23 protein-coding genes are annotated in these 24350 nt (G+C 60.7%); 11 read left to right on the top strand and 12 right to left on the bottom strand.

Annotated elements, in window-relative coordinates; all coding sequences use genetic code 11:
- Positions 1–26: 26 nt before the first annotated feature.
- From mrdA to AABM55_RS25800, 5 genes are all read right to left on the bottom strand, one after another.
- Complete coding sequence (gene mrdA, locus AABM55_RS25780; RefSeq protein WP_347928109.1) at positions 27–1922, bottom strand: penicillin-binding protein 2; 1896 nt, start codon at positions 1920–1922, stop codon at positions 27–29.
- Positions 1923–1934: 12 nt separating this feature from the next.
- Positions 1935–2402, bottom strand: a complete 468-nt coding sequence (gene rlmH, locus AABM55_RS25785) for a 23S rRNA (pseudouridine(1915)-N(3))-methyltransferase RlmH (RefSeq protein WP_003185785.1) — start codon at positions 2400–2402, stop codon at positions 1935–1937.
- A 9-nt stretch (positions 2403–2411) separates the two neighbouring features.
- Positions 2412–2906 (bottom strand): ribosome silencing factor, encoded by a 495-nt coding sequence (gene rsfS, locus AABM55_RS25790; protein ID WP_054594210.1) that lies wholly within the window; start codon positions 2904–2906, stop codon positions 2412–2414.
- 73 nt (positions 2907–2979) lie between these two features.
- Positions 2980–3702, bottom strand: a complete 723-nt coding sequence (gene nadD, locus AABM55_RS25795; RefSeq protein WP_237142966.1) for a nicotinate-nucleotide adenylyltransferase — start codon at positions 3700–3702, stop codon at positions 2980–2982.
- Entirely contained in the window at positions 3671–4942 is a 1272-nt protein-coding gene (locus AABM55_RS25800) for a glutamate-5-semialdehyde dehydrogenase (protein ID WP_347928110.1), read from the bottom strand. Before AABM55_RS25800 ends, nadD begins: the two co-directional genes overlap by 32 nt.
- A gap of 162 nt (positions 4943–5104) precedes the next feature.
- Between AABM55_RS25800 and AABM55_RS25805 the strand changes: the two genes are divergently transcribed.
- Both AABM55_RS25805 and AABM55_RS25810 read left to right on the top strand, forming a co-directional pair.
- A complete protein-coding gene (locus AABM55_RS25805; RefSeq protein ID WP_054598187.1) occupies positions 5105–5791 on the top strand; it encodes a DNA-3-methyladenine glycosylase in 687 nt (228 codons plus the stop codon).
- 91 nt (positions 5792–5882) lie between these two features.
- Positions 5883–7199 carry a bifunctional DedA family/phosphatase PAP2 family protein gene (locus AABM55_RS25810; protein ID WP_103317531.1) on the top strand — a complete coding sequence of 439 codons (1317 nt, stop codon included), beginning with the start codon at positions 5883–5885 and terminating at the stop codon, positions 7197–7199.
- Positions 7200–7348: 149 nt separating this feature from the next.
- Here the strand turns inward: AABM55_RS25810 and AABM55_RS25815 are convergent, their stop codons facing one another.
- The 3 genes from AABM55_RS25815 to AABM55_RS25825 are packed head-to-tail and all read right to left on the bottom strand — an operon-like array spanning position 7349 to position 9028.
- A complete protein-coding gene (locus AABM55_RS25815; protein ID WP_054594214.1) occupies positions 7349–7939 on the bottom strand; it encodes an LON peptidase substrate-binding domain-containing protein in 591 nt (196 codons plus the stop codon).
- Between the two features lie 10 nt (positions 7940–7949).
- Positions 7950–8666 (bottom strand): LrgB family protein, encoded by a 717-nt coding sequence (locus AABM55_RS25820; RefSeq protein ID WP_054594215.1) that lies wholly within the window; start codon positions 8664–8666, stop codon positions 7950–7952.
- A complete protein-coding gene (locus AABM55_RS25825; RefSeq protein WP_054594216.1) occupies positions 8666–9028 on the bottom strand; it encodes a CidA/LrgA family protein in 363 nt (120 codons plus the stop codon). Before AABM55_RS25825 ends, AABM55_RS25820 begins: the two co-directional genes overlap by 1 nt.
- 194 nt (positions 9029–9222) lie before the next feature.
- Between AABM55_RS25825 and AABM55_RS25830 the strand changes: the two genes are divergently transcribed.
- The 3 genes from AABM55_RS25830 (at position 9223) to AABM55_RS25840 (ending at position 12313) form a co-directional block, all read left to right on the top strand.
- Entirely contained in the window at positions 9223–9678 is a 456-nt protein-coding gene (locus AABM55_RS25830; RefSeq protein ID WP_019693819.1) for a MaoC family dehydratase, read from the top strand.
- A 246-nt stretch (positions 9679–9924) separates the two neighbouring features.
- Positions 9925–11643 carry a C13 family peptidase gene (locus AABM55_RS25835; RefSeq protein WP_347928112.1) on the top strand — a complete coding sequence of 573 codons (1719 nt, stop codon included), beginning with the start codon at positions 9925–9927 and terminating at the stop codon, positions 11641–11643.
- A 28-nt stretch (positions 11644–11671) separates the two neighbouring features.
- Positions 11672–12313 carry an oxidoreductase gene (locus AABM55_RS25840; RefSeq protein WP_054594218.1) on the top strand — a complete coding sequence of 214 codons (642 nt, stop codon included), beginning with the start codon at positions 11672–11674 and terminating at the stop codon, positions 12311–12313.
- Between the two features lie 170 nt (positions 12314–12483).
- Here the strand turns inward: AABM55_RS25840 and AABM55_RS25845 are convergent, their stop codons facing one another.
- The 4 genes from AABM55_RS25845 to AABM55_RS25860 form a co-directional block, all read right to left on the bottom strand.
- On the bottom strand, positions 12484–12768 hold the full coding sequence (locus AABM55_RS25845) for a YceK/YidQ family lipoprotein (protein WP_054594219.1): 285 nt from the start codon (positions 12766–12768) through the stop codon (positions 12484–12486).
- Positions 12761–13393 carry a flavin prenyltransferase UbiX gene (gene ubiX / locus AABM55_RS25850; RefSeq protein ID WP_019693823.1) on the bottom strand — a complete coding sequence of 211 codons (633 nt, stop codon included), beginning with the start codon at positions 13391–13393 and terminating at the stop codon, positions 12761–12763. Before ubiX ends, AABM55_RS25845 begins: the two co-directional genes overlap by 8 nt.
- Complete coding sequence (gene mpl, locus AABM55_RS25855) at positions 13390–14739, bottom strand: UDP-N-acetylmuramate:L-alanyl-gamma-D-glutamyl-meso-diaminopimelate ligase (protein ID WP_103317538.1); 1350 nt, start codon at positions 14737–14739, stop codon at positions 13390–13392. The genes ubiX and mpl overlap by 4 nt, the downstream gene beginning before the upstream one ends.
- Before the next feature lie 243 nt (positions 14740–14982).
- Positions 14983–16899, bottom strand: a complete 1917-nt coding sequence (locus AABM55_RS25860; protein WP_347928113.1) for a sigma-54-dependent Fis family transcriptional regulator — start codon at positions 16897–16899, stop codon at positions 14983–14985.
- Positions 16900–17328: 429 nt separating this feature from the next.
- Between AABM55_RS25860 and AABM55_RS25865 the strand changes: the two genes are divergently transcribed.
- The 6 genes from AABM55_RS25865 to AABM55_RS25890 all read left to right on the top strand — a co-directional run bounded on the left by AABM55_RS25865 (position 17329) and on the right by AABM55_RS25890 (position 24346).
- The gene (locus tag AABM55_RS25865) at positions 17329–18849 is read left to right on the top strand and encodes an aldehyde dehydrogenase family protein (protein WP_054594222.1); all 1521 of its coding nucleotides are present in this window, start codon (positions 17329–17331) and stop codon (positions 18847–18849) included.
- A 245-nt stretch (positions 18850–19094) separates the two neighbouring features.
- Positions 19095–20465, top strand: coding sequence for an ethanolamine permease (eat, locus tag AABM55_RS25870; protein ID WP_054594223.1), 1371 nt, complete (start codon positions 19095–19097; stop codon positions 20463–20465).
- A 178-nt stretch (positions 20466–20643) separates the two neighbouring features.
- On the top strand, positions 20644–22038 hold the full coding sequence (locus tag AABM55_RS25875; RefSeq protein ID WP_054594224.1) for an ethanolamine ammonia-lyase subunit EutB: 1395 nt from the start codon (positions 20644–20646) through the stop codon (positions 22036–22038).
- 11 nt (positions 22039–22049) lie between these two features.
- Entirely contained in the window at positions 22050–22874 is an 825-nt protein-coding gene (eutC, locus tag AABM55_RS25880) for an ethanolamine ammonia-lyase subunit EutC (RefSeq protein ID WP_347930085.1), read from the top strand.
- Between the two features lie 129 nt (positions 22875–23003).
- Complete coding sequence (locus tag AABM55_RS25885) at positions 23004–23465, top strand: N-acetyltransferase (RefSeq protein WP_054594225.1); 462 nt, start codon at positions 23004–23006, stop codon at positions 23463–23465.
- A gap of 224 nt (positions 23466–23689) precedes the next feature.
- Positions 23690–24346, top strand: a complete 657-nt coding sequence (locus tag AABM55_RS25890) for a DedA family protein (protein ID WP_054594226.1) — start codon at positions 23690–23692, stop codon at positions 24344–24346.
- The last annotated feature ends 4 nt before the right edge of the window (positions 24347–24350 follow it).

A 24350-nucleotide genomic window follows, 5' to 3' on the forward strand; every position in this document is an offset into this window, starting at 1 on the left:
CCTCACTGGAGAGGATGCGATCAAAATTACTCTTCACGGGCCGTAGCCTCCGCGCTGATAGGGCTGTCGTACTCGGGTTTGAGTCGGCCGTCCTGGCCCAGGAGCCAGGCATCCATGACTTGCCGCACCACTGGCGCCGCGACACCGGAGCCGGACTCACCGTTCTCGACCATCACCGCCACGGTGATTTTCGGGTTGTCGGCCGGCGCAAAGCCGACGAACAAGGCATGGTCGCGGTGGCGTTCCTGAACCTTGGAGCGGTCGTACTTCTCGCCCTGTTTGATCGCGACCACCTGGGCGGTACCCGACTTGCCGGCAATCCGGTATTGCGAGCCGATTGCCGCTTTACGCGCGGTGCCGCGGGCACCGTGCATCACTTGCTGCATGCCGTGGTTGACCTTGGTCCAGTCCGACGCATCACGCAGAACGATGTCAGGCATCGGGTTCGGGTCCAGCGGCTTCTGGCCTTCGATGGTTTTCGCCAGATGCGGACGGTTCCACCTACCCTTGTTGGCGACCAGTGCCGTGGCCTGGGCCAACTGCAACGGGGTGGACTGCATGTAGCCCTGGCCGATCCCCAGAATCAGAGTTTCACCCGGGAACCACGCCTGACGTCGGGTCGCGCGTTTCCATTCGCGGGATGGCATCAGCCCCGGCGACTCTTCGAACATGTCCAGCGAGACCTTCTGGCCGATACCGAACTTGCCCATATAGGCCGCCAACCGATCGATCCCCAGCTTGTGCGCCAGGTCGTAGAAGTAGGTGTCGTTGGAACGCATGATTGCCGTGTCCAGATCCACATAGCCGTCGCCGGTCCGGTTCCAGTTACGGTATTTGTGATCGTAGTTGGGCAGCATGTAGTAACCCGGGTCGAAAACCCGGGTCGAGGCCGTCACGACGCCAGAGTCCAGCCCGGCAATTGCCACGGCCGGCTTGATGGTCGAACCCGGCGGGTACAGGCCGCGCAGCACGCGGTTGAACAGTGGCCGGTCGATCGAGTCACGCAACTCGGCGTAGGCCTTGAAGCTGATGCCGGTCACGAACAGGTTCGGGTCAAAACTCGGCTGGCTGACCATTGCCAGCACTTCGCCGGTGTTCGGGTCCAGCGCCACTACCGCACCACGGCGCCCGCCCAATGCGGCTTCGGCGGCTTCCTGCAGCTTGATGTCCAGGCTCAGGACGATGTCCTTGCCGGGGATCGGATCGGTACGCTTGAGCACCCGTAGTACGCGGCCACGGGCGTTGGTCTCGACTTCTTCGTAACCGACCTGACCGTGCAATTCCGGCTCGTAGAAGCGCTCGATACCGGTTTTGCCAATTTGATGGGTGCCGCTGTAAGCCACCGGATCCAGAGTCTTCAGCTCTTTCTCGTTGATCCGCCCCATATACCCGACCGAGTGCGCAAAATGCGGACCCTGCGGATAGTGACGTACCAGTTGCGCAACCACTTCGACGCCCGGCAGGCGGAACTGATTCACCGCGATCCGGGCGATCTGCTCTTCCGTCAGCTCGAACAGGATCGGCACCGGCTCAAACGGTCGGCGCCCCTGCTTCATGCGTTTTTCGAAGACCGCCCGATCTTCAGGCGTCAGTTGCAGCACCTCAACGATGACATCGAGCACTTGCTTCCAGTCACCCGAACGCTCGCGGGTCATGCTCAGACTGAAGCTGGGCCGGTTATCGGCCACCACCACGCCATTACGGTCATAGATCAGCCCGCGAGTCGGCGGAATCGGCTGAACGTGAACGCGGTTGTTTTCCGACAGCGTCGAGTGGTACTCGTACTGAATCACTTGCAGGAAATACAGCCGCGCAATCAGCACGCCGATCAGCGTGACCACCGCAATTGCCCCGAACACGACCCGGCCGCGCACCAGACGGGCGTCTTTCTCGTGGTCCTTGATGCGGATCGGCTGAGACATGGGGGCGCTGAACTACTTGTGGTAAGGGTGCCCGGACAGCACGGTCCAGGCGCGATACAACTGTTCACCGATCAGGATCCGCACCAGTGGGTGCGGCAGGGTCAGGGGCGACAATGACCAGCGCTGATCAGCCCGCGCACAGACTTCCGGCGCCAGCCCTTCGGGACCGCCGACCATGAAGTTCACCGTACGCGAGTCCAGCCGCCAGCGGTCCAGTTCGACCGCCAATTGCTCGGTGCTCCAGGGCTTGCCGTGAACCTCGAGGGTGACGATGCGCTCATTCGGGCCGACCTTGGCCAGCATGGCTTCGCCTTCCTGGCGAATGAAGCGCGCCACGTCAGCGTTCTTGCCACGGGTGTTGAGCGGAATTTCCACCAGTTCCAGCGCCAGCTCGGAAGGAAGACGCTTGGCATATTCATGCCAGCCTTCTTCCACCCACTTGGGCATGCGTGAACCGACGGCGATCAGACGCAGTCGCACAGCGAACCCTTATTGCTGGTCTTTGTTGAGCTTGGTGAAATGCTCGTGACCGACTTCAGGGCTGTGGTGCTTGCCATCGGTGGCACGGCTCAGCTCGGCACCTTCCCACAGACGCTCCAGGTCGTAGAACTGGCGGGCCGAGGCGGTCATCATGTGTACGATGACATCGTCCATATCCAGCAGTACCCAGTCACTGTCGCCCTTGCCTTCTTCACCCAGCGGCTTGACGCCTTGGGCCTTGACCGCCTCGCGGACCTTATCCAGCATCGCGCCGATCTGACGGTTGGAAGTACCTGTAGCGATGATCATGAAGTCAGTGATGCTCTGCTTTTCACGAACGTCGATCACCAGAATGTCCTGGGCCTTGACGTCTTCCAGAGCCGCTACGGCGACCTTGACCAGCTCTTCGCCGACGAGTGCCGGGCCGGTTTCAGCCGCTACTGGCAGCGGGGCGCTCTTGAACGAACCTTTGCGCTTTACTTTAGTTACGTCTTTGTCAGTCATATAAAACTCGTTTTGCTCGTATGTTCGGGCGCTTCAATACACGTTGTTGCCACGTGCCTCAAAGCACTCCTATTCAGTTCGACGCACGGTAAAGTCCGTGCGCATCGATATAGGCCAGGACCGCGTCGGGCACCAGGAAACGTACCGACTTACCGCTGGCCAGCAGTTGACGGATCTGGGTGGCGGATACCGCGAGCGGCGTCTGCCAGACGAATGCAATCTGTCCGCTCGACCCTTTGAGGGCCAGCGGGTCGCTCACCGAGCGCGCTGCCAGCAGGTTGCGCAAGGCATCCGGCGGTTCGCTGTCGGCATCCGGGCGTTGCAGCACCAGGATGTGGCAATGCTGGAGCAACTCTTCCCAGCGGTGCCAAGTGGGCAGGCCGCAAAATGCGTCCCAGCCCAAAAGTAGAAACAACTGGTCATCAGCGGCGAGTTCCGCACGCATCAGTTCCAGGGTGTCGATAGTGTAGGACGGCTTGTCGCGTTTGAGCTCGCGGTCATCCACTACCAACGGTGCTATACCGGCCACCGCGCGCTCGACCATCGCCAGACGGTCCTGCGCCGAAACCTGCGGCGTATCCCGATGCGGCGGCCTGGCGCTGGGCGTCAGGCGCAACTCATCGAGAGCCAGTGATTCAGCCACTTCCAGTGCACTGCGCAAATGGCCGATGTGCACCGGATCGAAGGTCCCGCCCAGGACGCCAATGCGCCGAGGGCCGGTTTCACTGGCGGTCACTGCGGCGCTCTGGCCGAGATCGCCCAAGTCAGACCGGCTCCTGGCCGCGCAACTGGCCATCACCGACCACGATGTACTTCTCGCAGGTCAGACCTTCGAGGCCCACCGGGCCGCGGGCGTGCAGCTTATCAGTAGAAATGCCAATCTCGGCACCCAATCCGTATTCGAAGCCATCGGCAAAGCACGTCGGGGTGTTGATCATCACCGAGGCCGAATCGACTTCAGCCACGAAACGCCGGGTTTCACCCTGGTGCTCGCTGACGATCGAGTCGGTGTGGTGCGAGCCGTAACGGTTGATGTGCTCAATCGCCTGGTCCAGGCCGTCGACCACCAGGATCGACAGGATCGGCGCCAGGTATTCGGTGCTCCAGTCTTCTTCAGTCGCGGCGACGACGTCGATGATCGCCCGGGTGCGTTCGCAACCGCGCAGTTCGACGCCTTTTTCGCGGAACTGTTCAGCCATCGCTGGCAGGAATTCCTTGGCGACCGCTTGATCGACCAACAGAGTTTCCATCGCGCCGCAGATGCCGTAACGGTAAGTCTTGGCGTTGAACGCAATGCGCTGGGCTTTCGGCAACTCGGCGTGGGCACTGACATACACGTGGCAGATACCGTCCAGGTGCTTGATCACTGGCACGCGAGCGTCGCGGCTGACCCGTTCGATCAGGCCCTTGCCGCCACGCGGTACGATCACGTCGACGTACTCGGGCATGGTGATCAACGCACCAACGGCAGCACGGTCGGTGGTTTCAACCACTTGCACCACGGCCGCCGGCAAGCCGGCTTCAGCCAGACCGCGCTGAATGCAGGCGGCAATCGCACGGTTGGAATGAATGGCCTCGGAACCACCGCGCAGGATGGTTGCGTTACCCGACTTCAGGCACAGGCTCGCGGCATCGATGGTCACGTTTGGCCGCGACTCATAGATGATCCCGACCACGCCCAGGGGCACGCGCATCTTGCCGACCTGAATACCCGACGGCCGGTAACTCATGTCGCGGATGGCGCCAACCGGATCGGGCAGCGCCGCCACCTGACGCAAACCGACGATCATGCCGTCGATGCGTGCGGGGGTCAGGGCCAGACGTTCGAGCATGGCCGGCTCAAGCCCATTGGCCCGGCCTGCGGCCAGATCCAGCTCATTGGCGGCGGTCAACTCGGCGCGAGCGTTATCCAAAGCGTCGGCGGCAGCCAGCAGGGCGCGGTTTTTCTGCGCGGTACTGGCACGGCCGATCACGCGGGAAGCGTCGCGGGCAGCGCGACCCAAACGGGTCATGTAGTCAAGAACGGACTCAGTCATGGTCTCTGTGGTCTTGGCAAAGAGGAAAGCGGCAGATTATAGCTGTCGCGCGCTCCTACTAACAGCAGTGACGGGCGGATGGTCGAAATGGGCAGTGTTCAGCCTCGATTAAGTCCGCAGTTGTTATCATTCCGTCATATTTACCTGATCACTTCGGTCGCCATGCCTATTTTGACCACAGCGAAATTGCCAAAAGCCCTGCCCGACAGCTTTTTCAACCGCGATGCTCAGCTACTTGCCTGTGAATTGCTGGGTAAAGTGATCCGCCATCGGGTCGGTGACCTGTGGCTTTCGGCGCGGATCATCGAGACCGAAGCCTATTACTGCGAAGAAAAGGGCAGCCACGCCTCGCTTGGCTACACAGAAAAGCGTAAGGCTTTGTTTCTGGATGGCGGCCACATCTATATGTACTACGCCCGTGGCGGCGATTCACTGAACTTCAGCGCCCACGGACCGGGCAATGCGGTGCTGATCAAATCGGCTTACCCGTGGGTCGATGAAATCTCCGGCCCGGCGAGCCTTGCGCAGATGCTGCTCAACAATCCCGACGCCAAGGGCCGACCGCGCCCCTCGCAAAAGCTCTGCGCCGGTCAGACCTTGCTGTGCAAGGCGCTGGGCCTGAAAGTACCGACCTGGGATGCCAAGCGCTTCGATCATGAAATACTGTTTGTCGAAGACGTCGGTGCACCTCCTCCGCATGTCATCCAGACCACACGCCTGGGGATTCCTCATGGCCGCGACGAACACCTGATGTACCGCTTCGTCGACGGCGCTTACGCACCCTACTGCACCCGGAACCCCCTGCGACGCGGCCAGGTCGAAAACCGCGACTATTTCCTGCTTCCCTGAATGGTGCTGCGGCCTGCAGCAAAAACACCCACTGAGGGAGCGAGCTTGCTCGCTCCCTCAGTTCATTTGATGATTTGATGGAGTTGTACGTATGGGCCCATGGCTCGATAGCCTGACTGTCTGGTTGACGGTCAATCCGCAATGGCTGGCGGTGGCGGTATTCATAGTGGCCTGCGTTGAGTGCCTGGCAATTGTCGGGCTGATCGTGCCCGGCATCGTGTTGCTGTTTGCCATCACGGTACTGGCCGGCAGCGGCGCGTTGTCGCTGGGCGAAACACTGCTGCTGGGCTTCCTTGGCGGCCTGTTCGGCGATCTGCTGTCGTACTTCCTGGGCAGGCACTTCCACCAGAACATTCGGCGCTTGCCAGGGCTGCGCCACCATCCGGAATGGATCAGCGGCGCTGAAAACTATTTCCAGCGCTATGGCATCGCGAGCTTATTGGTCGGGCGCTTTATCGGCCCTTTGCGCCCGATGCTGCCAATGGTTGCCGGAATGTTCGACATGCCGTTCCCGCGCTTCTTTGCGGTCAGCTTGCTGGCGGGTGCCGGCTGGTCGGTGGCCTATCTGCTGCCGGGCTGGGCCACGGGCGCGGCGATTCGCCTGCCGCTGCCGGAAGGTTTCTGGCCTCAAGCCGGAGTGGTCGTCGGCAGTATTGCGGTATTAGTGGGCCTGAGCATCAACAGCAGCTTGCGCGGTCATCGCCAGGCCACCGCACTGATTGCCGGCCTCAGCCTGCTGATACTCGGCGGGCTGTTCATAGGCTATCCGCACCTGAGCGCCTTCGATCAAGGCTTGATGACGCTGGTTCAAGAACACCGCAGCCCGGCGCTGGATGAAATCGCGGTAATGCTCACCCAGGTCGGCGATTTCAAAAACATGTTTGTGATCAGCGCGGCGCTGACGATCCTGCTACTGATCACACGCCAATGGCGGCACATGATCTTCGCCGGCTGTACGCTGCTGATCACCGCGCTGCTGAACACCGGAACCAAGAACCTGTTCGCCCGGATGCGCCCGGAAGTACTGACCGACCCACTGACCAGCTACAGCATGCCCAGTGGTCATGCGTCAGGTTCGTTTGCGTTGTTCCTGACCCTCGCGGTGCTGGCCGGCCGAGGCCAACCTCAGCGCATGCGCCTGACCTGGTTGCTGCTCGGTTGCCTGCCGCCAGCCGCCATCGCCCTGTCGCGGGTTTATCTCGGCGCACATTGGCCAACCGATATAACCGCCGGCGCGATGCTGGCGGCGTGCGTGTGCGCTGCCAGCCTGGCCGTGACCCAGCGCCAGACACCCTTGAGCCCTATGCCAGCCAAGGTCTGGTGGTCGGTGTTGCCGGTAATGCTGGCATTGTTCGGGTTCTTCGCGCTGTGGCACTTGCCTCATACATTGCAGCGGTATGCCTACTAGGATCTGTACGAAAACTCGCCGAGCGGCGATCAGGCAAGGCAAAAACAGGCGAGGAAGCGGAGTTTAGGCCCCTAAATGAGCATTCCGAGCCTGTTTTTAACGCAGTCTGGTCGACGCGCAGGTAGTTTTCGTACAGAGACTGACAAGCGTTAGGCAAACAATTCCCCCTGCAACTCGTCCAGCAACGCCTGAATCGCATCCAGGCGCTGCTGCGGGTTGTCGAGTTGCAGCAGTTCGATCTTGTCCACTTCAGAAAACGGCAGCAGGTACGCCAATTGATTGGCCAGTGACTGCTGCCCGGCCGCGTCGGTGCCCATGTTCAGCGCTTCGACCATCGGGTGTTCAGCCAAGGCCTTGAGCAGTGCGACCAGGTCGGCGTCTTCGTCCTGTAGCGGTTGCTCCGGTTCGTCCTCCAGCCACTCGACCTCGGCGACGGTCAACTGATCGCGCTGAGTCTCGGTACGCAGTACATGGAAGCGCCGCCCGCCCTGCACCCGAATACCCAGCAGACCATTATCCTGCTGCTTGAAATCGGTAATCAGCGCTTCGCATCCCACCAGCGCATAGCCTTGCGGGGCAATGCCGACTTCTTCGCCGTCGAGAATGCACACCACGCCGAAGCCGGTCCCCTGCTTCATGCAGCGGCTGATCATGTCCAGGTAGCGCGCCTCAAAAATCTGCAAGTCGAGGATGCAGCCAGGAAACAGCACCGTATTCAGTGGAAAAAGCGGCAAGCTCATAGACATTTCCTTACACCACCATCGACACCGCCAACGGCAGGAACACCGCCGTGGCCACGCCCATCAGACTCATCGCCAGCGCCGCGAAGGCGCCGCACTCTTCACTTTCCTGCATCGCCACCGCAGTCCCGACCGCGTGAGCGGTCATACCCAGGGCCATGCCGCGCGCTTCAGGGCTGTGCACACCAAGCCGGTTCAACAGGCTCGGACCGAAAATGGCGCCAATCACCCCGGTGATCAACACGAACACCGCCGCCAGCGCCGCCACTCCGCCAATCTGCTCAGCCACCAGCATGGCAATCGGCGAGGTAACCGATTTAGGTGCCATGGTCATCAGGATCATGTGCTCGGCGCCAAACCACCAACCCAGCAGCACGCCCATGCCGGTGGCAACCACACCACCTATCACCAGCGTAGTAAATATCGGCCAGAACAGCTGCCGAATCCGCCGCAGGTTCAGGTAGAGCGGCACCGCCAGCGCAACGGTCGCCGGCCCCAGCAGAATGCTGAGGATCTCGGTGCTTTTGCGGTATTCGGCGTACGTCAGCCCACACGCGAGCAACACGCCGATCACCAGCAGCATCGATACCAGCACGGGCTGCAGGAAGATCCAGCGGGTTTTCTCGAACGCTGCCAACACCAGTTGATAGGCGCCCAAGGTAACGCCAATACCGAACAACGGGTGATGAATCACTGCCGCCAGCGCACCCTGCCAGTCGAATATCATCACGACTCCTCCGAGCGCACGACGTGGCGCTTGATCAGCCGTTGCATCAAGACTCCGGCGAACGCCATGGACAGCAGCAGCGACAACACCAGTGCGCCAACGATGGCCCAGAAATCCGCCGCGATATCGGCGGCGTATACCATCACGCCCACCGCTGGCGGCACCAGCAGCAAGGGCAAATAACGCAGCAGGCTGCCAGCCGCCAGGCTCAGGGGCTCAGCCACTTCGCCACGGATGACCAGGAACCCCAGCAGCAGCAACAGGCCGATAATCGGCCCTGGCAGCACCGGCAATAACAAATGGTTGAGGGCCGTGCCGAGCAATTGAAACAGCACCAGCCAGGTCAGGCCACGTAGCAACATCCGTCATCTCCAGCAAAACTCGTCCCCACAAGCGGGCCGGACATTATAAGCATGGCACTCGCTATGCATGGGTATTCGCCAAAGGTATGGAAGCTTGACCGGACCTAATCGCCATGATGATCTAAAGTGGTTGTTCCGGGGCCAACCCCCCACTTGAAAAAACTATAAAACCGATGAACCCAAGGAGAGTCTCAATGCCCTATGTTCCCGTTGCAGAGCTCAAAGATTATGTCGGCAAGGAACTCGGACGTTCCGAATGGCTCACGATCGATCAGGACCGCATCAACCTGTTCGCTGAAGCTACAGGCGATTATCAGTTCATCCACGTTGACCCGGTAAAAGCCGCACAAACCCCGTTTGGCAGCACGATCGCCCACGGTTTCCTGTCACTGTCGCTGATCCCGAAGCTGATGGAAGACATCCTGGTCCTGCCGCAAGGCTTGAAGATGGTCGTCAATTACGGCCTGGACAGCGTGCGTTTCATTCAACCGGTGAAGGTCGACTCCAGAGTCCGGCTCAAGGTCGAACTGAGCGACGTCACCGAAAAGAAACCCGGCCAATGGCTGCTCAAGGCCACCGCCACGCTGGAAATCGAAGGCCAGGAAAAACCGGCATACATCGCTGAACCGTTGTCGCTGGCGTTCGTGTAACCCCTGCCGGATGCGAAGCGAACAGACCGCGTAAAAACGTAGCGAGCGAAGGAAAGACAAGGCGAAAAAAGGTGAGGACGCGGAGTTTACGTGCTGTAAATGAGCAGTCCGAACCTTTTTTCAACGCAGTATTTCCGAGCGCAGTAGTTTTTACGCGGTCGGAGTTCCTGCTGTTTCGCACCGCGTCTCTATATATCAGACACATAGCTGCGGCATACTCCCTCGCCTAATTGCCCGGATCCCGCTATGCGCTCACTTGCACCCCTTGCCCTGACCCTGTTGCTCACCGCGTGTGGTGATGGCGAATCGCTGTTGCCGCCCGACGCACGCCTGCCCGATGGCGGCCGCTATCGGGGTGATCTGGTCAATGGGTTGCTGCAAGGCCAGGGCCGGATCGACTACCCGAACGGCAGCTGGTACGCCGGCCAGTTCGACAAGGGTCAGTGGCACGGTCAGGGCGAATGGCACGGCAGCAACGGCGAGGTTTATCGCGGGGAGTTCCAGCAAGGGCTGTTCCATGGTCAGGGCACGCTGACTACCAACGGCAGCAGCTACACCGGCGGCTTCAAACTCGGGCGGCGCGACGGTGAAGGCACCCTCAAAGAAGATGGCATGACTTACCGTGGCGAGTTCAAGGCCGATCAGTATTCCGGCCTCGGTCGTCTCGAACTTGAAGACGGCAGCCAGTATCAGGGCCAGTTCGCCAACGGCAAACCCAACGGTGAGGGCCAGCGTGGCGATGCCAGCGGCAACCAGTTCACCGGTACTTTTGTCGACGGCCAGCTGGAAGGCAACGGCACCTTCAGCAGTGCCGAGGGCGACAGCTACGTCGGTGGTTTCAAACAGAATCAGCTGAACGGCAAAGGTCGCTACGAGAACGCCGATGGCGACGTGTGGGTCGGCCAGTTCAAGGAAGGCGCGCTGAACGGCAAAGGCGAATTGATCGGCGCCGACAACAGCCACTACATCGGCCAATTCAGTGATTGGCGTTTCACCGGCCAAGGCCGTTTGAACCTGGCGGACGGCAGCTTCTACATCGGTGAGTTCGATAACGACAGCTATCAAGGGCACGGCACGCTGGTGCTGACGGATGGCACCGTGCAAAGCGGCGACTGGATCAATGGCCAGCGTGTACGCGATGCCAATGGCAAGTTGCTGCCGGACACCCTCGAGTTGGGGTTACTGGCGCAAGGGCGCCTGCTCGAAGACGCGCTGGCCAATGTGCCGGCCTCGACCCCGGCGATCGAGTTGTACACCCTGACCGTGGGCGGCGACGGCAAGCAGAGCGTTTTTCTGCGCGAGTCCGATTACGTCAGCAACATGCTCGCCAGCCGCTTCGGCGCCTATGGCCAGATCCGCCTGGTCAACCATCGCGACCACCTCGGCGACCGGCCGATGGCCACGCGCGAGAACCTGCGCCGCGCCGCCCTGACCCTGGCCGAACGCAGCGGGCCGGAAGACCTGGTGTTCATCTACCTGACCAGCCACGGCACCCACGAACACGAACTGGTGCTCGACCAACCGCGCATGGAGCTGGCCGATTTGCCGGCTGACGAATTGGCCACCGTCCTCGCGCCGCTGAAAAACCGCGACAAGATCATCGTGATTTCTGCCTGCTACTCCGGCGGTTTCATCCCGGCACTCAAAGACGAACGCACACTGATCATGACCGCCTCGCGTGCCGACCGAGTGTCGTTCGGCTGCTCGGAGGAAGCTGACTTCACGTACTTCGGCGACGCGTTGTTCGTCCAGGCGCTGAACCAGACCGACGATCTGGAGCAGGCATTCAAACTGGCCAAGGCCACGGTCGCCGAGCGTGAACTGGCAGACAGTTTCGAGGCCTCCGAACCACAGATCTGGGCGCCAAAAGGGGTGTTGGCGCATTGGCAATTACTGCGCAAGCAACAAGCACGCAAGGCACTGCAAAGTGCTGCATTAACCAGCAAGGAAGCAAAGAGCAACTAAGCTGAAACAGTATCAAGGGGGAAACATTATGTACTTGACGCCTCAGCATGTATTGCTCGCTGGAGCCACCGGCCTGGTCGGTGAACACTTACTTGATCGGCTGCTCAACGAACCGACCATCAGCCGCGTACTGGCACCGTCACGCCGACCACTGGCGGAACATCCTCATCTGGAAAACCCGGTTGGCGATCCGGCGGTGCTTCTCCCCCAACTCAGTGGCCGCGTCGACATTGCCTACTGCTGCCTGGGCACGACGATCAAACAGGCCGGCTCCGAACAAGCCTTTCGCGCAGTCGATCTGGACCTGGTGGTGGCGTTCGCCAAACGTGCACGGGAAATGGGCGCACGGCACTTGATCGTGATCAGCGCCCTGGGGGCTGACCGCAGATCCTCGGTTTTCTACAACCGGGTCAAGGGCGAGATGGAATACGCATTGCGCGCACAGAACTGGCCGCAACTGACTATCTGCCGACCTTCCCTGCTACTGGGAGATCGCCTTGAACCGCGACTCGCCGAACAACTGGCAGGCCCGCTGTCCAAACTGATTCCCGGCAAATACCACGGCATCGAAGCCTGCCAACTGGCCCGCGCCATGTGGCGCCTGGCGCTGGAAGAACAGGATGGCTTGCGGATTGTCGAGTCCGACGAATTGCGCAAGCTCGGCAAATAATTTCTCAGGTCAACACCAAACCTGTGGCGAGGGGGCTTGCCCCCGTTCGGTGGCGAAGCCGCCGCAATCCGGTCAATTTGATTTATCTGAAGAATCGCGTGGCAAGTATTGGGGGCCGCTTCGCGACCCAACGGGGGCAAGCTCCCTCACCACAGGGATCGCGCGCCCCCTTACAACCCGCCTGTTGCCTGAAACCCTACCCCTAACACCGTCAACACCGACAGCGGCAACAGCAGCGTGTCGAGCAGCGCGCTGGCCGGCAGGTCGAGGCCGGGGTAGCTCGGTGCTTCGGCGCCAAAACGATCCTTGGCGCAGCAACCGCCGTCCAGCGCGTACAGGTCAAGGCGCATCCCCGAGTACACCACTGGCGCGCCAGGCTTGGCCGCGTCCAATGTGCGTGCGGTGGCACAACCGCCCAATTGCAGGGCGAGCAGAAGACTCAATAGCTTATTCATCACTGCTCAAATGGTGTTCACCCCAACGCGGCAGCATGTCTTGCGGGATGTTCAACAGATTGAGAATCCGCGCCACGACAAAGTCCACCAGATCATCGATGGTCTGCGGCTGGTGATAGAAACCCGGCGAGGCCGGCAGAATGGTCACGCCCATGTTCGACAGCTTGAGCATGTTTTCCAGGTGAATACTGGAATACGGCGCCTCGCGTGGCACCAGAATCAACTGCCGACGCTCTTTCAAGGTCACGTCGGCGGCGCGCTCGATCAGGTTGTTGCAGGCACCTGTGGCAATCGCCGACAAGGTCCCGGTCGAGCACGGCACCACCACCATCGCGGCCGGCGAGCCGGAGCCCGAGGCCACCGGCGACATCCAGTCTTCCTTGCCGTACACCCGAATCTGCCCGGCAGCCGCGCCAGTGTATTCAGTGAGGAAGGCCTGCATCATCTGCGGTTTCGGCGGCAGCGTGACGTCGGTCTCGGTGGCCATCACCAGTTGCGCCGCCTTGGAGATCAGGAAGTGCACCTCGCGGTCTTCGCGCACCAGGCAATCGAGCAGGCGCAAACCGTATTGGGCGCCGGAAGCGCCGGTCATGGCCAGCGTGATGCGATCCGGACCGTTACTCATTTAAGCGCCTCGGCCAATTTGCCATGCAGGCCACCGAAGCCGCCGTTGCTCATGATCACCACGTGGGTGCCGGGTTTAGCCTGGCTCTTCACCTGCTCGATAATGCCATCCAGCGAGTCACAGACCATCGACGGCACGGTGCACAGCGCAGCAACGGCGGGCAAGTCCCAGCCGAGGTTGGCCGGTGCGTACCAGATCACCTGATCGGCATCGACCACGCTTTCCGGCAAACCGTCACGGTGCGCGCCGAGCTTCATCGAGTTGGAACGCGGCTCGATGATCGCGATCAGCGGCGCGTCGCCGATGCGTTTGCGCAGACCGTCGAGGGTGGTTGCGATGGCGGTCGGGTGGTGAGCGAAGTCGTCGTAGATAGTGACGCCATGAACTTCAGCGACTTTTTCCATGCGCCGCTTGACGCTCTTGAACGCGCTCAACGCGGCGATGCCCATACTCGGAACCACGCCTACATGCCGCGCGGCCGCCAGAGTGGCCAAGGCGTTGGCAACGTTGTGCTGGCCGGTCATGTCCCACTCGACCACGCCTTGGGCGACGCCTTCGAACATCACTTCAAACTTCGAGCCGTCTTCGCTGAGCAACTTGACCTGCCACTGCCCGCCCGCGCCGGTGGTTTGCACCGGGGTCCAGCAACCCATTTCGATCACGCGTTGCAATGCGGGTTCGGTGGTCGGGTGGATCACCAGGCCTTCGCTCGGGATGGTCCGCACCAGGTGGTGGAACTGTCGTTCGATGGCCGGCAGATCGGGGAAGATGTCGGCGTGATCGAACTCAAGGTTATTGAGAATCGCGGTACGCGGACGGTAGTGAACGAACTTCGAACGCTTGTCGAAGAAGGCGCTGTCGTATTCATCGGCTTCGATCACGAAGAATGGCGTGTCCCCCAGACGTGCCGATACCGAGAAGTTCTGCGGCACGCCGCCGATCAAAAAGCCCGGGCTCATGCCGGCGTGTTCCAGCACCCAGGCGAGCATGCTGCTGGTGGTGGTCTTGCCGTGAGTGCCGGCAACCGCCAGCACCCAGCGGCCTTGCAGCACATGGTCGGCCAGCCATTGCGGACCGGAGACGTACGGCAAGCCTTTGTTCAATACGTATTCGACCGCCGGGTTGCCGCGCGACATCGCATTGCCGATCACCACCAGATCCGGGGCCGGATCGAGTTGGGCTGGATCATAGCCTTGCGTCAGCTCGATGCCCTGCGCCTGCAACTGAGTGCTCATCGGCGGGTAGACGTTGGCATCGGAGCCCGTCACATGATGGCCCAGCTCTTTGGCCAGGACCGCCATCGAACCCATGAAAGTGCCGCAAATACCCAGAATATGAATGTGCATAGTCAACCTCGTAAAACATCGAGGCAGGTTAGCGTAGGGAGGGGAAAATCGCACTCTTTAGTGAGATGACCACGACCACTGTGGCGAGGGAGCTTGCTCCCGCTGGGCTGCGTAGCAGTCCCATTTTTAGGGCCGCTTCGCGCCCCAGCGGGAGCAAGCTCCCTCGCCACAGGGAAGCGTCCATCCTTAACTGACTGGCATTAGGGCTTGCCCCCCTCGCCACAAAAGTGTGCCCCATGCGGTTTAACGGGCTATTCCGTGCTTGCGCAGTTTTCTATAGAGGGTGTTGCGGCTGACTCCCAGTTGTTCCGCGGTATGGGTCATGTGCCAACGCTGCTGCTCCAGGGCATTGAGCAACGCCAGGCGTTCGGCATCGTCCAGCGGATTTTCGGACACCTCTTCCACCTGCGCCAACACTGGAGCCGGTCGAGCCTGGCGAATAATCGCCGGCAAATCCTCAACTCCGATCCGTCCGTCATCGCATAACGCAGCCAGGGTCCGCAGCACATTGCGCAATTGCCGCACGTTACCCGGCCAGGCGTAGTCGAGCAGCGCCTGTCGCGCCGCAGCGTCAATCAGCACCGCCTCCCCGCCCGACTCTTCAGCCAGCAAAAAGTCCAGCAACTGCGACTTGTCGCTGCGTTCGCGCAACGCTGGCAAGGCGATTTCCAGACCATTGAGGCGGTAATACAAATCTTCACGGAAACTGCCGTCCTGCACCCGTTCGAGCAAATTCCGGTGAGTGGCACTGATGATCCGCACGTTGACCGGCAGCGGCTCGCCACCGATCGGCACCACCTGCCGATCTTCCAGCACCCTTAATAGTCGGGTTTGCAACGCCAGCGGCATGTCGCCGATTTCGTCGAGAAACAACGTGCCGCCATCGGCCTGCTGCAACTTGCCGCGCATGCCCTCTTTGCGTGCGCCAGTGAAACTGCCGCCGCGATAGCCGAACAGTTCGCTCTCGATCAGGCTTTCCGGGATCGCTGCACAGTTCAGCGCAACGAAGGCGTTGTCGGCGCGCTGACTGGCCTGGTGCACGGCCTTGGCGAAGGCTTCTTTACCTGAGCCGGTTTCACCGTTGATCAACAGCGGCACATCACGTTCGAAGACCCGCAAGGCTTTGCGAAAATCCGCCTGCAGCCCTTCATCCCCCAGACAAATACCCGTAAGAACCGGGCGTTCGGCAATGAGCGGCGGTTGCAGCACCGGGGTCGGTACGCTACGCGGCCGGCCGCGCAATAGCGCAAACAACACCCGCCCATCGCGAGTGCGCAGTGGCCAACTGGCCGCGGCGTTGACGCTCGCACGCCCCAGCAGTTCGTCCAGCGAGCAATCGAAAAATACCTCGACCGGTTGACCCAGCAACCCGCCACGAATATGTCCCAGCAGGTTCAACGCGCTCTGATTGACCGCACTGATCCGCCCTTCTCCGTCGAACGCCAGCAGCCCTTCGCTGAACAGCCCGACCGACTCGGCCTGCAAGTGAAAGCGCAGCAGCCATTGATTGTCGAAGTAACGCAGGAAGTAGCAGCTCTCGATCATCTTCGCCGAGAGATTGACCAGCGCCATGGTGTGAAACTGGCTCTGACGCGAGACATCGTGGCGCGCCGACGAAACGTCGAGCACCGCCAGCAGTTCGCCATGCGGGTCGAACACCGGGCTCGCCGAACAGGTCAGCCCTGTATGACGCCCCCGAAAATGCTCATCCTGGTGAATGGTCAGCGACTGCCGCTCCACCAGGCAGGTGCCGATGCCATTGGTGCCTTCGCAGGCTTCACTCCAGTCGGCACCGAGCCAGAGACCGGCGCGCTCGAAAATCTTCCGTTCGGCAGGCGCCGTGACACAGTTGAGGATCACCCCGCGGGCGTCGGTCAACAGCACGGCGTGGCCGGCACCGGAAAGTTGTTGATGCAGGCTGGTCATTTCGCCACCGGCAATCTGCAGGACTTGCTGCAAGCGCTCGCGGCTCTCCAGCACACGACCGTGTTCAAGCACCGTCGGCGCCATGGTCAGGGCTGGGTCGAGGTGATAGTCCTCAAGACAACGCAGCCAGGAACGGGCGATGGACGGATCGCTACCGGGACCGTGCAAATGGGATTTGCCCTGGGTCACGGTCAAGACTTGCTGGGCATGGCGACTCAAATGGTTGCTGTGCATTTTTTATTATTCTCTCCGAACACTGTGCTGGGCCCAATGAAGGACTGTCACCACCTTGTGGCGAGGGAGCTTGCTCCCGCTCGAGTGCGTAGCGCTCGCAAAAAATCATCAACGGCAGACATTTTGGGGCCGCTTCGCGACCCAGCGGGAGCAAGCTCCCTCGCCACAGAGCGCCCAGCATCCTCCTGCCTCGATTGCTTTGCAATGCTGGCAAGACCGCCCGGTCACAGGCTGTGCCACAAGCGGTACAAACTGTCACAAGGCCTGTACCACATCTGTCACAGGCCCTGTATCACCACCCCCTCGAAAAAACCGTAAGCCCTTGATTTACCTGACCCGCAAAGCACTGGCCCGACCTTTGCTCTACGCTTCTCAAGCGCTTACTGCGCGTACTCCCTTATAAGCACAAAAGCCAAGGAGATACTCACCATGCGTTACGCTCACCCAGGTACTGAAGGCGCTATCGTTTCGTTCAAGAGTAAATACGGCAACTACATCGGCGGCGAATTCGTCGCGCCTGTCAAAGGTCAGTACTTCACCAATACTTCCCCGGTCAACGGCCAACCGATTGCCGAATTCCCCCGCTCCACGGCCGAAGACATCGAAAAAGCCCTGGACGCTGCCCACGCAGCCGCCGACGCCTGGGGCAGCACCTCTGCTCAGGCGCGCTCGCTGGTGCTGCTGAAAATCGCCGACCGCATCGAGCAAAACCTCGAAGTCCTGGCAATCACCGAAAGCTGGGACAACGGCAAAGCCGTGCGTGAAACCCTCAACGCCGACATCCCACTGGCCGCTGACCACTTCCGCTACTTCGCCGGTTGCCTGCGCGCCCAGGAAGGCAGTGCCGCGGAAATCGACGGCAACACCGTGGCTTATCACATTCACGAACCGCTGGGCGTGGTCGGGCAGATCATCCCGTGGAACTTCCCGATCCTGATGGCCGCCTGGAAACTTGCCCCGGCACTGGCCGCCGGCAACTGCGTGGTGCTCAAGCCCGCCGAGCAAACCCCGCTGGGCATTACCGTGCTGCTGGAACTGATCGGCGACCTGCTGCCGCCTGGCGTGCTGAACGTCGTGCAAGGTTTCGGCAAAGAAGCCGGTGAAGCCCTGGCCACCAGCAAACGCATTGCCAAAATTGCCTTTACCGGCTCGACCCCGGTCGGCTCGCACATCATGAAATGCGCCGCCGAAAACATCATTCCGTCCACCGTGGAACTGGGCGGCAAATCGCCGAACATCTTCTTCGCCGACATCATGCAAGCCGAACCGACCTTCATCGAAAAAGCTGCCGAAGGCCTGGTACTGGCGTTCTTCAACCAGGGCGAAGTCTGCACCTGCCCGTCCCGCGCACTGGTGCAAGAGTCGATCTACGACGACTTCATGAAAGTGGTGATGAAGAAGGTCCTGCAAATCAAACGTGGCGACCCGCTGGACACCGACACCATGGTCGGCGCTCAGGCGTCCGAGCAACAATTCGACAAGATCCTCTCGTACCTGGAAATCGCCAAAGGCGAAGGTGCCGAGTTGCTGACCGGCGGCAAGGTAGAAAAACTCGAGGGCAACCTAGCGACCGGGTATTACATCCAGCCGACCCTGCTCAAGGGCACCAACAAAATGCGCGTGTTCCAGGAGGAAATCTTTGGCCCGGTGGTGAGCATCACCACCTTCAAGGACGAAGCCGAAGCCCTGGCGATTGCCAACGACACCGAGTTCGGCCTTGGTGCCGGTCTCTGGACCCGCGACATCAACCGCGCCTACCGCATGGGCCGGGCGATCAAGGCCGGACGCGTCTGGACCAACTGCTACCACCTGTACCCGGCCCACGCCGCGTTCGGTGGTTACAAGAAGTCCGGTGTCGGCCGTGAAACCCACAAAATGATGCTCGACCACTACCAGCAAACCAAAAACCTGCTGGTGAGCTACGACATCAATCCACTGGGTTTCTTCTAACCCCGCGCGAAATCGCGTAACAGCTATCGCGGGTAAGCCTTGCTCCTACAAATCACACCCCCCTGTAGGAGCATGGCTTGCCAGCGATGGCGCCTTCATTGACACAACCTACATTGCCCTGCCGCTCTGGCACGGGCCTTGCGTGCCCGTTCGACAGATTACCCGCTGCGTGAACAGCGTCGATCCACCCAAACCGCCACACCCGAAAGTCCAACAGATCGAACAATAAAAAACAGAGAGGACTTATGACTTCTTCAACAACGCTCAAACCCACACTCGGCACCTTGCATCTATGGGGCATTGCCGTCGGCCTGGTGATTTCCGGCGAATACTTCGGCTGGAGTTACGGCTGGGGCACCGCAGGCACTTTGGGGTTCCTCGTCACCGCGTTGATGGTGGCGACGATGTACACCTGCTTCATCTTCAGTTTCACCGAACTCACCACCGCGATTCCCCACGCTGGCGGGCCCTTTGCCTACAGCCGACGGGCCTTTGGTGAAAAAGGCGGCTTGATCGCCGGGATCGCCACGCTGATCGAGTTCGTCTTTGCGCCACCGGCCATTGCGATGGCTATCGGCGCCTACCTGAACGTGCAATACCCGGATCTGGACCCGAAACTCGCCGCGGTCGGCGCCTACTTCGTGTTCATGGGCCTGAACATTCTCGGCGTCAGCATTGCCGCGACCTTCGAACTGGTGGTGACCGTTCTGGCGGTAGCCGAACTGCTGGTGTTCATGGGCGTGGTTGCACCGGGCTTCAGCTTCAGCAATTTCGTGCTCAACGGCTGGTCCGGCTCCAATGAGTTCACGGTCGCCTCGATCCCCGGCATCTTTGCGGCGATCCCCTTTGCCATCTGGTTTTTCCTCGCCATCGAAGGCGCGGCCATGGCTGCCGAAGAAGCCAAGGACCCGAAACGTACCATTCCACGGGCCTACGTCAGCGGCATCCTGACCCTGGTGTTCCTGGCCATCGGCGTGATGGTGATGGCCGGCGGTGTGGGCGACTGGCGCCAACTGGCGAACATCAACGATCCACTGCCTCAGGCCATGAAAGCCGTGGTCGGCAACAACTCCAGCTGGATGCACATGCTGGTGTGGATCGGTTTGTTCGGTCTGGTGGCGAGCTTCCACGGGATCATCCTCGGCTACTCGCGCCAGTTCTTCGCCCTCGCTCGCGCCGGCTACCTGCCTCGCGGCCTGGCCAAGCTCTCGCGCTTCCAGACCCCGCATCGGGCAATTCTGGCCGGCGGCGTGATCGGCATCGCGGCGATCTACAGTGACGGGCTGGTCAACCTGCAAGGCATGACCCTGACCGCCGCGATGATCACCATGTCGGTGTTCGGCGCTATCGTGATGTACATCATCAGCATGCTCAGCCTGTTCAAACTGCGCAAAACCGAGCCGCTGCTGGAGCGCACCTTCCGCGCCCCGGGTTATCCGATCGTGCCGGGCATCGCGCTGTTCCTGGCGGTGGTCTGCCTGGTGGCGATGGCCTGGTTCAATACCTTGATCGGGATGATTTTCCTCGGTTTCATGGTCGCCGGCTTCATCTACTTCCAATTGACCGCCAAACAGCGCTTCGACGCCCCGGCGGATGCGATGCTTACGGGTATCTGAGTCGCACCGGCGCCGGGCAATTTCCCCGGCGCCTGCCCTGAAACAATGCAACACCCGTAGGAGCAAGGCTTGCCCGCGATAGCTTCACCGCGGTCTGACAGAGATATCGCGGCGATCCGATCGCGGGCGAGCCCTGCTCCTACGGGTCATCACTTACAGATTCAAGAGGACACCGCTCATGGCTGCATTTGCCCATACCGTCGGCGCCCGGACTTACCGTTTCGATGGCCTCAAGGAAGTCATGGCCAAGGCCAGCCCGGCACGCTCCGGGGACTTTCTGGCCGGCGTCGCCGCCCTGAACGACGGCGAACGGGTCGCCGCGCAAATGACCTTGGCTGATATCCCGCTCAAGCATTTCCTGCAAGAAGTGCTGATCCCCTACGAATCCGATGAAGTCACCCGGCTGATCATCGACACCCACGACGCCCGCGCCTTTGAGACCGTCAGCCACCTGACCGTTGGCGGTTTTCGCGACTGGCTGCTCAGCGATGCGGCCGACGAGCAGAGCCTGCGGGCGCTGGCCCCTGGCCTGACCCCGGAAATGGCCGCTGCCGTGTCGAAGATCATGCGCGTGCAGGACCTGGTGCTGGTGGCACAAAAGATCCGCGTGGTGACTCGGTTTCGCGGCACCATGGGTCTGCGCGGGCGCCTATCGACCCGCCTGCAACCCAACCACCCTACCGACGAACCCGCCGGCATTGCCGCGAGCATTCTCGACGGCCTGCTCTACGGCAACGGCGACGCGATGATCGGCATCAACCCGGCCACCGACAGCATCGCCTCGATCTGCGCGATGCTGGAAATGCTCGACGCGGTCATCCAGCGCTACGAAATCCCGACCCAAGCCTGCGTGCTGACCCACGTCACCACCTCTATCGAGGCGATCAACCGTGGCGTGCCGCTGGACCTGGTGTTCCAGTCAATCGCCGGCACCGAAGCGGCCAACGCCAGTTTCGGCATCAGCCTGAGTGTGCTGCAGGAGGGGTATGAAGCAGGCTTGAGCCTCAATCGCGGCACCCTGGGGCAAAACCTGATGTACTTCGAAACCGGCCAGGGCAGCGCGCTCTCGGCCAATGCCCATCACGGCATCGACCAACAAACCTGCGAAACCCGCGCCTACGCCGTGGCCCGGCACTTCAAGCCGTTTCTGGTAAACACCGTGGTCGGTTTCATTGGCCCGGAATACCTCTACAACGGCAAACAGATCATCCGCGCCGGCCTCGAAGATCACTTCTGCGGCAAGTTGCTCGGGGTGCCGATGGGGTGCGACATCTGCTATACCAACCACGCCGAAGCCGATCAGGACGACATGGACACCTTGCTGACGCTGCTCGGCGTGGCCGGGATCAACTTCATCATGGGCATCCCCGGTTCCGACGACATCATGCTCAACTACCAGACCACCTCGTTCCACGACGCGCTCTACGCGCGCCAGACCCTGGGCCTGAAACCGGCCCCCGAGTTTGAGCGGTGGCTGGCACATATGGGCATCTTCACCCAAGGTGACGGCAAGGTGCACTTCGGCAACAACCTGCCGCCGGCCTTCCGCCAGGCCATGGCGCAACTGGGATGAGTAATCTGCTGATGGATAAACCAACCGTCGATCCGCAAAACCCCTGGCTGGGACTGCGCCGCCTGACCCCGGCACGCATCGCTCTGGGTCGTACCGGCACCAGTATGCCGACCAGCGCGCAACTGGATTTCCAGTACGCCCACGCCGAGGCGCGCGATGCCGTGCACCTGCCCTTCGATCATGTCGGACTCAGCCAGCAACTGGCCGAGCGCGGACGCGACAGTCTGCTGCTGCACAGCGCCGCCAGCGATCGCCACAGTTATCTGCAACGGCCAGACCTGGGGCGCAAGTTGAGTGACGAGTCCGCGCAAATACTGCGCGAACACGCGTTGGCCAACCCGGGCGGCGTTGATCTGGCGATCGTCGTGGCCGACGGCCTGTCGGCGCTGGCGGTGCACCGGCACACCTTGCCGTTTCTGACGCGCATGGAAGAACAGACTCACGCCGAAGGCTGGTCATTGTCGCCGGTGATTCTGGTGGAACAGGGTCGCGTCGCCGTGGCTGACGAAATCGGCGAATTGCTCGGCGCAAAAATGGTCGTGATCCTGATAGGCGAACGCCCTGGACTCAGCTCGCCAGACAGTCTCGGTTTGTATTTCACCTATAATCCAAAGGTCGGCCTGACAGACGCCTATCGCAACTGTATTTCCAATGTCCGCCTTGAAGGTTTGAGCTATGGCATGGCGGCACACCGTTTGCTGTACTTGATGCGCGAGGCCTGTCGACGGCAGTTGTCGGGGGTTAACCTGAAAGATGAAGCCCAGGTCCAGACTATTGGGTCGAAAGATGACGCTGATATGAAAGGAAATTTCCTACTGAGTCTGCCGGATGCCTGACCCGTATTGGAATTGCGTTTTTGATCCGCTTTCAGGCAGAGTCGACGAACGGCTGCCCGAGCAGTGAACCGATTGCCGTCGTATCCACTGGAAACTGCCGCCCTATCTACTTGAAAGTTGAGGCCTAGCATGCGGATTACTCAAGCAACCCTCGAGCACCTGGACCTTCTGACGCCGTTGTTCGTCAAGTACCGCGAATTTTATGGCTCGTTGCCTTACCCGGATTCGTCCCGGGCCTTTCTGGAAAAGCGCCTGCGCCGCAAGGAGTCGGTGATTTATCTGGCCCTGCCCGATGATGACGACAACAAATTGCTGGGCTTTTGTCAGCTGTACCCAAGCTTTTCGTCGCTGTCGCTCAAGCGCGTGTGGATCCTCAACGACATCTACGTCGCCGAAGATGCCCGCCGCCAGCTGGTTGCCGACAACCTGATGCGCACCGCAAAGAAAATGGCCAAGGAAACCCAGGCTGTGCGCATGCGCGTCTCGACCAGCAGCGACAACAAAATTGCGCAGAAAACCTACGAATCCATCGGTTTTCGCGAAGACACCGAGTTCAAGAACTACGTTTTGCCGATCAGCGAAGAGCTCTGAGCTATTTGTGGTGAGGCGGGCTCTTGTGGCGAGGGAGAGTTCAGCGCGGAACCACCGATCCGACTTGGAAATCCCTCGCTACAAACTCGACACGCTTTTCACCTTTCAGTCCGTATAATCACGAACCTCACGGGTTGTAAGAAAAACTCCACAGCCCTGTAGCCCAATTTTCCAAAATATTCGCACAGGCCTGCTGAGTCGGGTCGTTACCACAGGTGCCCACCATGGATTTCAACCCGATCGACTTAATCCTGCATCTCGATGTCTACCTCGATTTGCTGGTGACCAACTACGGGCCATGGATCTACGCCATCCTGTTCATGGTGATTTTCTGCGAAACCGGCCTGGTGGTGATGCCTTTCCTGCCGGGCGACTCGTTGTTGTTCATCGCCGGCGCGGTAGCGGCCGGTGGCGGCATGGACCCGGTGCTGCTGGGCGGCTTGTTGATGCTGGCGGCGATTCTCGGTGACAGCACCAACTACCTTGTCGGGCGAACAGCCGGCGAAAAGTTGTTCAGCAATCCGAATTCAAAGATCTTCCGTCGCGACTACCTGCAACAAACCCATGACTTCTATGACAAGCATGGCGGCAAGACCGTGACCCTGGCGCGCTTCCTGCCAATCATCCGGACCTTCGCACCGTTCGTCGCCGGCGTAGGCAAAATGCCTTACCCGCGTTTCTTCGCCTTCAGCGTGTTCGGCACCATCCTCTGGGTCGGCGGCCTGGTGACCCTGGGTTATTTCTTCGGTAACGTGCCGTTCATCAAGAAGAACCTGTCGTTGCTGGTAGTGGGCATCATCCTGCTGTCGCTGGTACCGATGATCATTGGGGTGATCCGCAATCGCCTGGCCAACGCGAGCTCCAAAGCCGCGTCGCGCTGAGCGT

The sequence above is a fragment of the Pseudomonas helvetica genome (assembly GCF_039908645.1).
In the GTDB taxonomy this organism is placed as follows: Bacteria; Pseudomonadota; Gammaproteobacteria; order Pseudomonadales; family Pseudomonadaceae; genus Aquipseudomonas; species Aquipseudomonas helvetica.